This window comes from Halorussus amylolyticus, from assembly GCF_004143485.2.
GTDB lineage: Archaea > Halobacteriota > Halobacteria > Halobacteriales > Haladaptataceae > Halorussus > Halorussus amylolyticus.
The window spans coordinates 322,935-335,738 of the sequence record NZ_ML974131.1 but is presented as its reverse complement, the minus strand read 5'-3'; the positions used below and the strand labels follow the sequence as shown (position 1 = coordinate 335,738).

The window sequence follows — 12,804 nt, the reverse complement described above, 5'->3', positions numbered from 1 at the left end:
CCCCCCCCCCCCCCCCCCCCCCCCCCCCCCGGGGGGGGGGGGGCCCCCCCCCCCCCCCCCCCCCCCCCCCCCCACGACTCAAAGCCTTTATCAGCGCGCCGGAGTAAATTCGCAGTACTATGGCCGAAGACACTCAGAGCCGAACCGGGAGCGCCGGTCGGTTCGGCGCGCGATACGGGCGGGTCGCCCGCAAGCGCGTCGCCGAAATCGAGAGCGACATGCACGACGACCACGCCTGTCCCGAGTGCGGGTCCACGACCGTGGACCGACAGGGCACCGGCATCTGGCAGTGTGGCAAGTGCGACTACAAGTTCGCCGGCGGCACGTACCGCCCCGAGACGCCCGCGGGTAAGTCCGTCACGCGGTCCATCCGCGCCGCGCTCGCAGACGACGAAGAATGAGTTACAAGTGTTCGCGGTGTAAGCGCGACGTCGAACTCGACGAGTACGGCGGGGTCCGGTGTCCCTACTGCGGCCACCGCGTCCTGCTGAAAGAGCGAAGCCGCGACGTGAAGGAAGTCGAAGTCAATTAGCGGGATGGGCGAGAGACCCCACGACGCCGCGTTTCGATTCGAGTACGAGACGCCAGCGCGCGCTCGCGTCGTGGCCCGCGCAGTTTCTCAGGAGGTGGGAGAAATCGGTGGTGACCGCTCGGTGGCGACCGTCGAGCGCGACGAGTCGGCAGTCGTCGTCCGAGTCGCCGCCGACGACCTCGTGGCGCTCCGAGCGGGATGCAACACGTGGCAGTCGCTGGTGTCGGTGGCCGAGCGGACCGTCGAAGCGGTGTAATATCGCGGGATTCCGGGGCAGAAGTGTCAAAGTTATTGACTTCGTCTGACGTACGTTTATGGTCCTTCCGTGGGGGTTCACAGATAATGAGTGACCCGGACGAACGAGTCGAGGAACTCGAAGCGCAGGTGGACCGACTCGAAGCGACCGTGCAGGGACTGACCGAGGAGCTAGTCGAAGTCAACGACCGACTCGAAACGCTGGAGTCGTCCGAGCGCGCCGACCGTTCGGATGGGTCGGCGCGCTCGGACGAGTCGGCGCGTTCGGCCGCGTCTGAGAGCGCGTCTCGCGCTCCCGAACCCGAAAACGACGAGTCTAAGACCGACGAGACCCAGACAGAAGACGAGACGGAAGACGATTCCGGGCTGGGCGACGACATCATCGTCGCGTAGCGCGGCCCGCCACGAGCAACCATGCACATCAAAACGCTCGTCCTAGACAACTTCAAGAGCTTCGGTCGCAGGACCGAAATCCCGTTCTACGAGGATTTCACGACGGTCAGCGGTCCGAACGGCTCCGGAAAGAGCAACATCATCGACAGCGTGCTGTTCGCGCTCGGTCTCGCCCGGACGCGGGGCATCCGAGCCGAGAAACTCACCGACCTCATCTACAACCCCGGCCACGCCGACGGGAGCGAGGAGCGAAGCGGTTCGCGCGAGGCCAGCGTCGAGGTCGTCCTCGACAACGCCGACCGGACCGTAGAGCGCGCGCAGGTGGTCAACGCCGCCGGAACCGAGAGCGTCGGCGACGTGGACGAAATCACCATCAAGCGCCGTGTCAAGGAGACCGAGGACAACTACTACTCCTACTACTACCTCAACGGACGGTCGGTGAACCTCTCGGACATCCAGGACCTGCTCGCTCAGGCGGGCGTCACCCCCGAGGGGTACAACGTCGTCATGCAGGGCGACGTGACCGAAATCATCAACATGACCCCGTTCGAGCGCCGCGAGATTCTCGACGAAATCGCGGGAGTCGCTGAGTTCGACGCCAAGAAGGCCGACGCGCTCGAAGAACTCGAAGTCGTCAAAGACCGGGTGGACGAGGCCGAACTCCGCATCGAGGAGAAGCGCGACCGCCTCGAACAGTTGGAAGACGAGCGCGAGACCGCCCTCGAATATCAAGGCCTGCGCGACGAGAAAGAGGAGTACGAGGGCTACCTCCGGGCCGCCGAACTCGAAGAGAAGCGCGACGACCTCAGCCACACTCGCGAGGACATCGACGAGCGCGAAGACGAACTCGCCGCGCTCCAGACCGAGTTGGACGAGAAACAGGGGAAGGTCATCCGACTCGAAGACGACCTCGAAGAACTCAACGCCGAAATCGAGCGGAAGGGCGAGGACGAACAGCTCGCGATTAAGAGCGAAATCGAGGAGGTCAAGGGCGAGATTTCGCGGCTCGAAGACGCCATCGACACCGCCGAAGAGAAGATTCAGGACGCCGAGAACACTCGCAGGCAGGCGTTCGTGGAAATCGACCGCAAGCAGGAGACGGTGGACGAACTCGCGGGCGACGTTCGGGACATCAAAATCGAGAAGTCGTCGGTGAAAGCCGACGTCCAGCAGAAAGAATCCGAGTTGGCGGACATCGAGGCCGAAATCGACGCCATCGACACCGAGTACGACGAGGTGAAGGCAGAACTCGCCGAGAAGAAATCCGAACTGGAAGACCTCAAGAGCGAGAAGAACGACCTCCAGCGCGAGAACGACCGCCTGCTCGACGAGGCGCGTCGGCGGTCGAACGCCGAGACCGAGACCGAAGCCGAGTTGGACGACGCCCGCGAGCGGATTCCCGAACTCGAATCGAAGCTCGACGACCTCGAAGACGAACTCGCGAAGGCAGAGCGGAATCGCGCCCAGATAGACGAGGTGGTCGAGGACCTCAAACAGGAGAAGCGCGGGCTTCAGGACGACCTCGACTCGGTCGAGGACGAACTCCAAGCCAAGCAGAGCGAGTACGCCCAACTGGAGGCGAAGGCCGACGAGACCGGCGACTCGTCGTACGGCCGGGCGGTCTCGACCGTGCTGAACGCCGAGAAGCCCGGCGTCCACGGCACGGTCGGCCAACTCGGCGGCGTCTCCGAGAAGTACGCCACCGCGTGCGAGACCGCGGCTGGCGGCCGGATGGCGAACGTCGTGGTGGACGACGACGGCGTGGGCCAATCGTGCATCGAGTACCTCAAATCTCGGAACGCGGGCCGGGCGACCTTCCTGCCGATGACCGAGATGCACAACCGGAATCTCCCGTCGGCCCCGAACGCGCCGGGCGTGGTGGACTTCGCGTACAACCTCGTGGAGTTCGACTCGCAGTACTCGGGCATCTTCTCGTACGTCCTCGGCGACACGCTGGTCGTGGAGAACATCGAGACGGCGCGGGACTTCATGGGCGACTACCGGCTCGTGACCCTCTCGGGCGAACTGGTCGAGAAGAGCGGCGCGATGACCGGCGGGTCGAAGTCGGGCTCGCGCTACTCGTTTTCGAAGTCGGGCAAGGGCCAACTGGAGCGAGTCGCCCGGCGAATCAACGAACTGGAGGACGAGCGCCGGTCCGTCCGCGAGGACGTACGCGACGTGGAGGGCCGACTTGACGACGCGCGCGACCGCAAGAGCGACGCCACCGACCAAGTTCGGTCCATCGAGGGCGACATCGAGCGCACCGAAGGCGAACTCGACTCGGTGCGCGAGCGCATCGCCGACCTCGAAGCCGACCTCGAATCGATGGCGGCCGACCGCGAGGCGGTCAACGAGCAGATGCAGGACCTCGAAGCCGAAATCGACGAGCGCGAGGAGGCGATTGCGGCGGTCGAAGACGACATCGCGGAACTCGAAGACGAACTCGCCGATTCGCGGATTCCCGAACTCACCGCGGAGGCCGACGACATCGAGGCCGAAATCGACGACTTGGAGGACAAGATAGACGACCTCGACGGCCAACTCAACGAACTCCAGTTGGAGAAGCAGTACGCCGAGGACGCCATCGAGGACCTCCACGACGACATCGAAGCCGCCCAGAACCGCAAGGCCGAACAGGAAGAGAAGATTGCGGAGTTGGAGGGGAAAGTCGAAGACCAGGAGTCGCTCCTCGAAGATAAGCGCGAGGCGGTCGCCGAACTCGAAGACGAACTCGCGGAACTGAAAGACGAGCGCACCGACCTCAAAGACGACCTCCGGGCGGCCCAACAGGAGCGCGACGAGAAGAAGTCGGAGGTCGAGTCGGTCCAGAATCGGCTCGAAAGCCTGCGCCGGGCCGAAGACCGCCTCGAAGCCGACGTGGCTGAACTCGAAGAACAGGTGGGCGAGTACGACGCCGACGAGATTCCCGACCTCGATTCGGTCGAGGAGAACATCGCGCGACTCGAACGCCAGATGGAAGCTCTCGAACCGGTGAACATGCTCGCCATCGAGGAGTACGACGACGTGAAGGCCGACTTGGACGACCTCGAAGACCGAAAGGCCGTCCTCGTCGAGGAGCGCGAGGGCATCCGCGAGCGAATCGACTCCTACGAGGACCAGAAGCGCGCCACCTTCATGGAGGCGTACGAGGCCATCGACGACCAGTTTCAGGACATCTTCGAGCGCCTCTCGAACGGGACCGGCGACCTCCACCTCGAAGACGAAGCCGACCCCTTCGACGGCGGCCTCACGATGAAGGCCCAACCGGGAGACAAGCCCATCCAGCGCCTCGACGCGATGAGCGGGGGCGAAAAGAGCCTGACCGCGCTCGCCTTTATCTTCGCCATCCAGCGGTACAACCCCGCGCCGTTCTACGCGCTCGACGAAATCGACGCCTTCCTCGACGCCGCCAACGCCGAGCGCGTCGGCGAGATGGTGGACGAACTCGCGGGCGACGCCCAGTTCATCGTGGTGAGCCACCGGTCGGCGATGATGGAGCGCTCCGAGCGCGCCATCGGCGTGACGATGCAGGGCGACAACGTGAGCACCGTGACGGGTATCCAGTTAGGCGAGAGGGATGGCGAGGTGCCCGCCGATGACTAGCGAGACTCCGAAGGAGTCTCGAAACGCGAGCGGCGAAGCCGCGAGCAGCGATTTTCGGGAGGAATCTCGGAACGGCGAGCGGGGAGGAGCGCAGCGACGACCCGCGAGCAGCGAGGAGCTTCGCTCTGACGGCGTCTCGGCGAGCGGAGCGAGTCGAGGCTCGTCGGAGCTTCGCTCCGACGGTGGCGTCCCGCTCAACATCGCAGGCCACGAGGAAGAAAAGCGCAAGCGAGAAGCCGAGGAGTCGGGAATCCTCGACGAAGTCGCCGCCGACGCTCCCGACGCGGACGACGAGGCCGAACCGGTCGAACTCCTCGTCCAGTTGGCCGAGGACGGCGAAATCGAGCCGTGGGACATCGACATCGTGACGGTGACCGACAAATTCCTCGACCGCCTGGACGCCGCCGACCTCCGAACGTCGGGCCGGGCGCTGTTCTACGCGAGCGTCCTCCTCCGGATGAAGAGCGACGCCATGCTCGCCGACGACGACGAGGAAGTCGAGGAGGAGGCGTGGGACGAGTGGGAGCCAGGGATGGAGCCACCGACCGAGGGCGACTTCCCGGCCCACGACCCCATCGACCAGCTCGAAGCCGAGATGGAGCGCCGACTCGACCGCAAGACTGCGCGCGGAAGCCCGGAGACCTTGGACGAACTCGTCCGGGAACTCCGCGAGCGCGAACGGGGGTCGTGGTGGAAAGAGTCCCGAAGCTACGACACCTCCGGGTCGCCCCAGGGGTTCCAGCGCGGCACCCAGACCCTCGACTACCGGGCCGACGACGCGATGCGAATCGAGGACGAACCCTCCGCCGACGACGTGACCGGCACCGCCCACGCCGAGGACATCGAGGTGGTTATCGACGACGTGCGCGCGGAACTCGACACCCACTACGACGCCGGGCGGACCGAGGTGCTGTACGCCGAAATCGAGACTGTCGGCGGGTCTCGCATCGAGACGTTCCTCGCGCTGCTCTTTCTGTCCCACCGCGAGACGGTCGTCCTCGAACAGGACGACCTGTTCGGGGATTTGTGGGTCCGGAACCCCGACTCGGTGGACGACGCGACGGACGCGGACGCCGACGACCCGGAGACGGAGACGCTCGCGGACTGATTCGGGAGTGAGCGGCGTCGGCGACACGCTTATCAGCAGTCGAGTAGTATGTTAACACATGACACCGGAACGGTTCCGCGAGCGCCTCGAAGAGACCGAGGGGCGGGTAGACCGCGAGACCCTCGCGGAGGCGCTCGAATACGTCCGCGGCAGGTAGTTTGAGCGAGTGGCGTCGAGACCAGAAGGTCCGCAGCGGTCGCTCGGACGAAGCGAGGACCGCTCAGTCGAGGTACTCGCCGACGAACGCATCGACGCGCTCGCGGGTCTCGTCGGGAATCGCCTCAGTCGGCGTGTTGATGGTCCCTTCCAGTGCGTGCCCGCAGTCGCAGTCGCGCTCGTCGGGCAGATTTCGAATCGCGTGCTCGACGACTTCCTTGATTGCGTCCTCGTTTTCGGCGGCGTTCTCCAGCACTTCCTGGAGCGTGACCTCGCTGTCGCGCTTCCACACGTCGTAGTCGGTGACGCCCGCGACCGTCGCGTAGCACATCTCGGCCTCGCGGGCCAACTTCGCTTCGGGAATCGTCGTCATGCCGATGACGTCCCAGCCTTGGTCGCGGTAGAACTCGCTCTCGGCGCGGGTCGAGTACTGCGGGCCCTCGATACAGACGTAGGTGCCGCCCTCCTCGCACTCCGCGTCGGTGGCGACCTCACACGACTCGGAGAGGTGCGAGACCATATGCGGACAGTACGGTTCTGCGAACGGCATGTGGACCACGATGCCGTCGCCGAAGAACGTCGAGTCGCGGTGCTTGGTCCGGTCGAACGTCTGGTCCGGGACGACGAGCGTCTGGGGCGGCAGGCCCTCGCGGAGGCTCCCGACCGCGTTGCTCGACAGCACGCGCTCGACACCGACCTGCTTGAGCGCGTGGATGTTCGCCTTGTACGGCGCGTTGGTCGGCGTGTGCTGGTGGTCCGGGCCGTGGCGCGGCAGGAACGCGACCTCCTCCCCGGCGAGTCGGCCGATGGTGACGGGCGCGCTCGGGTCGCCGAAGGGCGTCGAAATCTCCTCCTCGCGGGTGTCTTCGAGCGGTAGCGCGTCGTAGATTCCGCTTCCGCCGATAAAACCAATCGTCATGGCTTACAGTCGCGTCGGTGGGTACTAAACGGCTATCCTTTCGACTCTGGGCCGTGGATGATGGCGTGGCGTCGCTTTAGCTCGCGCTTTTCGTATTCGTCGCCAAGCATCGCACCTAAAACCGCGAACCCGATTGTCCCGGCGGGACCGAAAACCGACCCGAACGCCGCACCAGCGAACGCGCCGCCGACGCCTCCGATGCCGGAAGTGCCACCATCTACATCGTCCCAGTCTACGTTAGAACCGCCGTCGGCTATCGGTTCCGGCGACTGCTTGGCGGGATTGGTCATGTTTCTGAGTACATCCTCGATGCTCATAAGTTTCAGTATTACTGTGGCCGTTTGACCGGTGAGAAGTCCGAGTATCACGAACAGCAACTGCGTTCGAAAATCGAAGCTCTGGACTTGACTAATTGCCTCGACGACCGAAACCAAACCACGCCATAGCCGTGGTTGTAGTTTAAACAGAATCGCCTGAAAGAGTATCCAACCGCCGATACGGGCGGGAAGCGGAGCTTCTTGCAGTTTTCTGAGAAACCAATCCTTTCCCGCGATGATTCCACGAACCACTTGTGTTAGCCAGTCGGGCACTCGCTCGTGCATACACTCGCACCGAGTTGGTCCCGCCCTCGTATTTGAATCTCGGGGAAGAGAACAGTGAGAAATCGGGACGGCTAAGCCCCTTCGTCAGGGGTTCGCACTGTCGTTCTCCACTAACCGCCACGCCTCATCCTCGTTCTCCAACACTCCCCGGCGAGCCATCTCGTTCAGCACCTCGTCCATCCGGTCGGGTTGGGCGATTTCCATCTCGATGCGCTCGATGTCGTGGTACTCGCTCAGGTGGTGGCGAATCTCGTCGGTCGTGAACGTCTCGCCGTCGGCTTTCCCCATCACGCCCGCGGTGAGGTCTATCATGTCCTCGATGAAGTTCCACGGGTAGACGACCCACGCCCACTCCTCAAGACGCTCGCCGATGTAGTCGGGTTCGAACTCGCTGGTCTGGAGGAGTTGGAGCGTTGCGGTCCGAACTTCGCCGGAGTTGCGGTCGGTGACGTACTCGTAGGCGCGCTCGATGGACCCGCCGGTGTCGGCGATGTCGTCGATGATGAGGACGTCCTTATCCTCGACGCTCCCCTCGGGCATCGGGTAGCGTACTTCGGGGTCGCCGGTCTTCTGGGCGGTGCCAACGTAGTGTTCCATCTTGAGGCTGGTGAGGTCGTCGAGACCGAGGAAATCACAGATACACCGTCCCGCGAACCACCCGCCGCGGGCCAGCGCGACGACCACGTCGGGTTCGAACGAGTCGCGCTTGACCTGGTCGCTCACACCGCGACAAAGTCCGTAGATGTACTCCCAGTTGGTAATCGTGCACTTGAACTCGTCGGGGAGTTCGCTCATTTCACCTTGCGATTCGCACCGCAGCACACTTAACGGTTTACAGGTGGGTCTCGCGAGATTCGGTGGCTCGACACGGCCGACACGCCAACTGCTATGGGCGTCGAGTTCGTCGGACCATCCATGCGAACTCGACGCGCCCTCCAAGTGGACGCCTTCACCGACGAACCGTTCGCCGGAAACGCCGCCGGAGTGGTTCCCGACGCCGACGGCCTGACCGACGCACAGATGCAGGCCATCGCCAACGAACTCGCGGTCAGCGAGACCGCCTTCTTCCGCGAGAGCGACGACGCCGACCGGCGGATTCGGTACTTCACGCCCACGACCGAGGTGGACCTCTGCGGCCACGCCACCATCGCCTCCCACGCCCATTTGCTCGAAGATGGCGTCGTCGAACCCGGAACCCACACCCTCGAAACCAACGTCGGCGTCCTCGACATCGAGATTCGCGAGGACGGCGCGGTCTGGATGACCCAAGACGACCACGAGATTCGACGGGTGGACCTCGACTACGAGCGAATCGCGGGCGCGCTCGGCATCGACCACGCCGCGCTCCAAGACGTGGGCGCGGACCTTCCGCTCGCGGTCGCTTCGACCGGCCTGCCCTTCCTCGTGGTCCCCGTGAACTTCCTCGAACACGTGAGCGCGATGGACCCCGACTTCTCCGCAATCGAGACCATCAGCGAGGAGGTCGAGGCGGCGGGCATCTACGCCTTCACCTTCGACGCGCTCGGAGCCGACTCGACGCTCCACGGCCGGATGTTCGCGCCCGCCGCCGGGGTTCCGGAGGACCCCGTGACCGGTACCGCGAGCGGCGCGTGCGGGGCGTACCTTCGGGAGTACCGCGCCTTCGACGGGGAGTTCCCCGACGAGATGCGCTTCGAGCAGGGTCACTTCGTGGACCGGCCGGGCTACGTTCAGGTCCGCGTCGGCGACGAAGTGCAGGTCGGCGGGCGGGCCGCGACCGCACTCGACGGCGAACTCCGAGTCCCCGAGCGCGACGACGAGGACGAGATTATCGAGGTGTAACTCCCGCCGGGTTTCGGTCGGTCGCTTTCGGTCCTCGAAGTCGCTTTCACGGCTCCGAGTCGCTCCGCGACTCGGAGCCGTTCGGCCAATCGAAGCCTCAACACCGATATGTCCGGAGTCCGAACGCCCGAGCATGGTACGACCCGATTTGGACGGGCGAACCGCCTTGGTGACCGGGAGCGCGAAAGGCGTCGGCAGGGAACTCCTGTTCGCGCTCGCAGAATGCGGCGCGTCGGTCGCAGTCCACTACCGGTCGAGTTCGGACGCCGCCGAGCAGGTCGCCGAGACGGCCCGTGAGCGCGGCGCGCCCGCGGCGACCACCGTGCAGGGAGACGTGGGCGACCCCGACGACGTGGACGCGATGTTCGAAGCGGTCGAGGCAGACCTCGGTCCGGTGGACGTGCTGGTCAACAACGTCGGCCCGTTCGCGCCCCGCCACTGGGAAGACATCTCGTTCGAGGAGTGGAACACCGTCCTCCAGGCGAACGTCAACGGCACCTACCTCTGCTGTAAGCGCGCCCTGCCGAAGATGCGCGAAAGTGGGTGGGGCCGAATCGTGAACATCGGCTACGCGAGTTCCGAGAAGGGACTGATGTCGGCGAAGAACGCGCCGTACTTCATCGCCAAGCAGGGCGTGCTGATGTTCACCCGGATGCTGGCGAGCGACACCCAACACGACGGCATCACCGCAAACGCGGTGTCGCCCTACGTGGTCGAGAACTCCGACGAATTTCCCGACGACCTGCCGCGGGGTCGCCCGGCGGGGTTCGGCGATATTGCGCAGGCGGTGCTGTTCTTCTTGGAGGACGAGAGCGGATATATAAGTGGGGAGAATATCGAAGTGGACGGCGGGTGGTTGCCCGAGAAGGTGTGAGCAGCGAGAGGGCTCAGTAGTTGTCTAGATTCCACCGCTCCTGTTCGGGCGACCAGCCCTGTCGACCCTGCTCCAGTCGGTGAGCCTCGTCGATGAGTTCCTCCTGCTCGCGCACCACGTCGGTCATCGTCAGCATCCCGACGATTTCCATCGACTCCACGACGGGGAGTTTCTTCACGTCTTTCTCGTGCATCGTCCGGACCGCCTTGCGTATGGTCGTGTCTGGGGTAGTGGTCACCAGCGAGTCGCTGGCCGCCTTCGAGACCGGAACCTCGGTGAACGGTCGCTCGGATAGGTAGCCCACCTTCAGCGCGTCGGTCTCGGTCACGATTCCGACGGGCGTCCCGTCTCGCTTGAGGACGACGCTACCGACGCGCTCGCGGAGCATCCGGCCGACCGCCTGCTGGAGCGAGTCGTCGGTCTCGACGGTCACTACGTCGGTCGTCATCGCGTCTCGAACGAGCATGGTCGAGACGTGGTGCGAAGGGTACGTTTTTGTTTGGGTCGCAGTCGCGGTTACTGGCTTCCGAACGTCGCCTCACCTGCATCACGGAACGCTTCCTCGCCCCATTCCTCCTCCCGAGTCCGCGTTTCGAGGTCGAGGGTTTCGCAGTGCTTGCGGTCCGGCGTTTCGTCGCCCGAGCTCGTTGTTTCGTCCGATTCTGAACTGGTCATTTTTACGAACGAGAGAGTAACTTGGTCAGATGCTCTTTCGAGAAGAACGAACTCGGCTTGTCCATGTGGACGCCGATTTCGCCCGAGAACGCCGACAGTCCCGCCTTCTGGACGCCCTCGGGAAGCGAGTAGCACTTTCGAATCCAGTGACCCAGTCGTATCTCCGTACTCAAATCGTCGCGCCACGCCGTCTCGTAGTCTGCCAGCGTTGCAGGGTCCTCGGGGTCGATTTCGCGGGCGGCGTGGTCGGCCGCGGTCATGCCGTACAGAATCCCGCCGCCGGTGAAGGGCTTGGTCTGGGCCGCCGCATCCCCAATCAGAAAGCCGCGCCGACTCGTCACCGAGTCGGCCGGGCCGACCGGAATCATGCCCGCGCAGAACTCCCCGGTCTCGATGTCGTACTCCGCCGTGAACTCCTCGAACAGTTCCTTCGCGCCGGGTTCCGAACCCGGCGGGGCCGCGAGACCGTACTCGACTCCGGCGTCGCTTCGGGGGATGCGCCACGCGAAGAATCGGGGCGCGGTGAGGTGAACGTCAACGAAGTCGCCGGGGTCGTCCTCCGCGCTGAATCCGAGGACGCCCTGTAGCTTCTCGCCGGGTTCGGGCAGGCCGAGTTCGCGACGGACCCGCGAGACGGGTCCGTCGCATCCCGCGACCATCCGGGCCTCGAACGTCTCGGTGCCGTCCGGCCCGGTCGCGGTGACTTCCACCCGGTCGGCGTGTTCTTCGACCGTCGAGACGCTGTGGTTCTCCCGGAGGTCCGCGCCCGCCTCGCGGGCCGCCTCGGCGAGGTGGCGGTCGAGACCCACCCGGTCGATGACGTTCGAGACCACCTCGCGCTTGTAGAAGGGGTAGTCGTCGCTGTCCGGCCCGCCGACGTGGAATCGCGCGCCGTACACCTCGTTCTGGAGGAGGTCCTCTCGCGCGCCCTCGGGCGTGAACCCCCAGATGTCGGTGCTGACGTGGCCCGAGCACGCGAGCGGTTCGCCGACCGACCCGCGTTCGAGCGCCAGCACGTCGTACCCTCGCTCGGCCGCCCGGCGCGAGAACCGCGACCCGGCGGGACCCGCTCCGACCACGACGAAGTCGTACATTGATTGCCTGTACGTCGCTCCGTCTCAAGTATTCTACCCTTCGAGGCGCGTACCGGTCGATAGTCACTCTTCGAGGTTGGGCGGTCGCTCCTGACGGGCGAGCTGTCGCCGCCGAACGTAGTGGGCCATCGCCGAGAGCGCGAACGCCGCCACGATGAGCACGCCCCAGACCTCGTCGGGAATCGCCTCGAACGGCGGGATTCCGAGGAGGTCGCCGACCACCAAAATGCCGCTCACGACCGCGAGACCGAGGTAGTACCGAATCCACGGAAACTCGTCCTGCGGTCGGAGGTACCCCTCCAGTTGGGCCGCGTTTCCCGAGAGTTCGACCACGCCCCGGTTCTGGTTGTAGTCCACGATGCCCGCGTCGGCGAGTTTCGGGAGATGCGTCTGATACAGCGACGTGTACACCGACTTGCGCTCGTTGGCCGACAGCCCCTCGACCGTGGTGTCGTTCTCCCACGCCGCGACCTGTTCTGCGAGTTCGCTCAGCTCGACCGGCCGGTCCTCCTGCTTGAGGTAATGAAGCGTGTACCGCCGCCGCCGGTTCTTGAGTACGTCGAAGATGAGATCTTCGGACAGTGGTTCCTGTTCCGGTGAGTTATCAGCCGAGCTCATGCTACCGAAGTCGCTCAATCGCTTGTTGCCCCGGTGCCATCGCCACCCATCGTATCACGGTACGCGGATTTCACCCGGACCGCACTTTGTTATCCAGTACTTAGCCCGGCCAAATTGTAAGGTATTTTTAAATTACGGCCGGTAATGGGGGAGT

Annotated in this window: 15 protein-coding genes; 8 read left to right on the top strand and 7 right to left on the bottom strand. The window is 64.6% G+C overall.

What is annotated here, in order from left to right:
* Positions 1-119: 119 nt before the first annotated feature.
* The 6 genes from EKH81_RS05540 to EKH81_RS05515 all read left to right on the top strand — a co-directional run bounded on the left by EKH81_RS05540 (position 120) and on the right by EKH81_RS05515 (position 5,891).
* Positions 120-401: a 50S ribosomal protein L37ae gene (locus EKH81_RS05540; RefSeq protein WP_132056991.1), complete on the top strand. Its 282-nt coding sequence runs from the start codon at positions 120-122 to the stop codon at positions 399-401.
* Positions 398-532 carry a DNA-directed RNA polymerase subunit P gene (locus EKH81_RS05535; RefSeq protein WP_132056989.1) on the top strand — a complete coding sequence of 45 codons (135 nt, stop codon included), beginning with the start codon at positions 398-400 and terminating at the stop codon, positions 530-532. Before EKH81_RS05540 ends, EKH81_RS05535 begins: the two co-directional genes overlap by 4 nt.
* Positions 533-536: 4 nt before the next feature.
* Positions 537-788, top strand: coding sequence for a KEOPS complex subunit Pcc1 (locus tag EKH81_RS05530; RefSeq protein ID WP_132056987.1), 252 nt, complete (start codon positions 537-539; stop codon positions 786-788).
* A gap of 86 nt (positions 789-874) precedes the next feature.
* A complete protein-coding gene (locus EKH81_RS05525; protein WP_238392126.1) occupies positions 875-1,180 on the top strand; it encodes a DUF7518 family protein in 306 nt (101 codons plus the stop codon).
* Positions 1,181-1,201: 21 nt separating this feature from the next.
* Positions 1,202-4,783, top strand: coding sequence for a chromosome segregation protein SMC (smc, locus tag EKH81_RS05520; protein ID WP_132056983.1), 3,582 nt, complete (start codon positions 1,202-1,204; stop codon positions 4,781-4,783).
* Positions 4,776-5,891 carry a segregation and condensation protein A gene (locus tag EKH81_RS05515; protein WP_162224502.1) on the top strand — a complete coding sequence of 372 codons (1,116 nt, stop codon included), beginning with the start codon at positions 4,776-4,778 and terminating at the stop codon, positions 5,889-5,891. The genes smc and EKH81_RS05515 overlap by 8 nt, the downstream gene beginning before the upstream one ends.
* A gap of 220 nt (positions 5,892-6,111) precedes the next feature.
* On the opposite strand, the gene mtnP is transcribed toward EKH81_RS05515, so the two are convergent.
* The 3 genes from mtnP to EKH81_RS05500 form a co-directional block, all read right to left on the bottom strand.
* A complete protein-coding gene (gene mtnP / locus EKH81_RS05510) occupies positions 6,112-6,966 on the bottom strand; it encodes an S-methyl-5'-thioadenosine phosphorylase (RefSeq protein ID WP_132056979.1) in 855 nt (284 codons plus the stop codon).
* 32 nt (positions 6,967-6,998) lie between these two features.
* On the bottom strand, positions 6,999-7,256 hold the full coding sequence (locus tag EKH81_RS05505; RefSeq protein WP_132056977.1) for a hypothetical protein: 258 nt from the start codon (positions 7,254-7,256) through the stop codon (positions 6,999-7,001).
* Between the two features lie 396 nt (positions 7,257-7,652).
* The gene (locus EKH81_RS05500; RefSeq protein WP_132056975.1) at positions 7,653-8,363 is read right to left on the bottom strand and encodes a phosphoribosyltransferase; all 711 of its coding nucleotides are present in this window, start codon (positions 8,361-8,363) and stop codon (positions 7,653-7,655) included.
* A 120-nt stretch (positions 8,364-8,483) separates the two neighbouring features.
* Between EKH81_RS05500 and EKH81_RS05495 the strand changes: the two genes are divergently transcribed.
* Positions 8,484-9,389: a PhzF family phenazine biosynthesis protein gene (locus tag EKH81_RS05495; RefSeq protein ID WP_132056973.1), complete on the top strand. Its 906-nt coding sequence runs from the start codon at positions 8,484-8,486 to the stop codon at positions 9,387-9,389.
* A gap of 133 nt (positions 9,390-9,522) precedes the next feature.
* The gene (locus tag EKH81_RS05490) at positions 9,523-10,263 is read left to right on the top strand and encodes an SDR family oxidoreductase (RefSeq protein WP_132056971.1); all 741 of its coding nucleotides are present in this window, start codon (positions 9,523-9,525) and stop codon (positions 10,261-10,263) included.
* Between the two features lie 13 nt (positions 10,264-10,276).
* On the opposite strand, the gene EKH81_RS05485 is transcribed toward EKH81_RS05490, so the two are convergent.
* The 4 genes from EKH81_RS05485 to EKH81_RS05470 form a co-directional block, all read right to left on the bottom strand.
* Positions 10,277-10,729 (bottom strand): CBS domain-containing protein, encoded by a 453-nt coding sequence (locus EKH81_RS05485; RefSeq protein WP_132056969.1) that lies wholly within the window; start codon positions 10,727-10,729, stop codon positions 10,277-10,279.
* 50 nt (positions 10,730-10,779) lie between these two features.
* The gene (locus tag EKH81_RS19255; RefSeq protein ID WP_202935067.1) at positions 10,780-10,938 is read right to left on the bottom strand and encodes a hypothetical protein; all 159 of its coding nucleotides are present in this window, start codon (positions 10,936-10,938) and stop codon (positions 10,780-10,782) included.
* Positions 10,939-10,940: 2 nt separating this feature from the next.
* A complete protein-coding gene (locus tag EKH81_RS05475; RefSeq protein ID WP_132056967.1) occupies positions 10,941-12,032 on the bottom strand; it encodes a geranylgeranyl reductase family protein in 1,092 nt (363 codons plus the stop codon).
* A gap of 63 nt (positions 12,033-12,095) precedes the next feature.
* Positions 12,096-12,650 carry a DUF7344 domain-containing protein gene (locus EKH81_RS05470; protein WP_132056965.1) on the bottom strand — a complete coding sequence of 185 codons (555 nt, stop codon included), beginning with the start codon at positions 12,648-12,650 and terminating at the stop codon, positions 12,096-12,098.
* Between the last annotated feature and the right edge of the window lie 154 nt (positions 12,651-12,804).

What these genes read in the sequence shown, in the direction of transcription:
- EKH81_RS05530 (WP_132056987.1), top strand. Translation starts at nt 537, where the DNA reads ATGGGCGAGAGACCCCACGACGCCGCGTTTCGATTCGAGTACGAGACG.
- smc (WP_132056983.1), top strand. Translation starts at nt 1,202, where the DNA reads ATGCACATCAAAACGCTCGTCCTAGACAACTTCAAGAGCTTCGGTCGC.
- EKH81_RS05535 (WP_132056989.1), top strand. Translation starts at nt 398, where the DNA reads ATGAGTTACAAGTGTTCGCGGTGTAAGCGCGACGTCGAACTCGACGAG.
- EKH81_RS05500 (WP_132056975.1), bottom strand. Translation starts at nt 8,363, where the DNA reads ATGAGCGAACTCCCCGACGAGTTCAAGTGCACGATTACCAACTGGGAG.
- EKH81_RS05515 (WP_162224502.1), top strand. Translation starts at nt 4,776, where the DNA reads ATGACTAGCGAGACTCCGAAGGAGTCTCGAAACGCGAGCGGCGAAGCC.
- EKH81_RS05475 (WP_132056967.1), bottom strand. Translation starts at nt 12,032, where the DNA reads ATGTACGACTTCGTCGTGGTCGGAGCGGGTCCCGCCGGGTCGCGGTTC.
- EKH81_RS05485 (WP_132056969.1), bottom strand. Translation starts at nt 10,729, where the DNA reads ATGCTCGTTCGAGACGCGATGACGACCGACGTAGTGACCGTCGAGACC.
- EKH81_RS05525 (WP_238392126.1), top strand. Translation starts at nt 875, where the DNA reads ATGAGTGACCCGGACGAACGAGTCGAGGAACTCGAAGCGCAGGTGGAC.
- mtnP (WP_132056979.1), bottom strand. Translation starts at nt 6,966, where the DNA reads ATGACGATTGGTTTTATCGGCGGAAGCGGAATCTACGACGCGCTACCG.
- EKH81_RS05490 (WP_132056971.1), top strand. Translation starts at nt 9,523, where the DNA reads ATGGTACGACCCGATTTGGACGGGCGAACCGCCTTGGTGACCGGGAGC.
- EKH81_RS05540 (WP_132056991.1), top strand. Translation starts at nt 120, where the DNA reads ATGGCCGAAGACACTCAGAGCCGAACCGGGAGCGCCGGTCGGTTCGGC.
- EKH81_RS05470 (WP_132056965.1), bottom strand. Translation starts at nt 12,650, where the DNA reads ATGAGCTCGGCTGATAACTCACCGGAACAGGAACCACTGTCCGAAGAT.
- EKH81_RS05495 (WP_132056973.1), top strand. Translation starts at nt 8,484, where the DNA reads ATGCGAACTCGACGCGCCCTCCAAGTGGACGCCTTCACCGACGAACCG.
- EKH81_RS19255 (WP_202935067.1), bottom strand. Translation starts at nt 10,938, where the DNA reads ATGACCAGTTCAGAATCGGACGAAACAACGAGCTCGGGCGACGAAACG.
- EKH81_RS05505 (WP_132056977.1), bottom strand. Translation starts at nt 7,256, where the DNA reads ATGACCAATCCCGCCAAGCAGTCGCCGGAACCGATAGCCGACGGCGGT.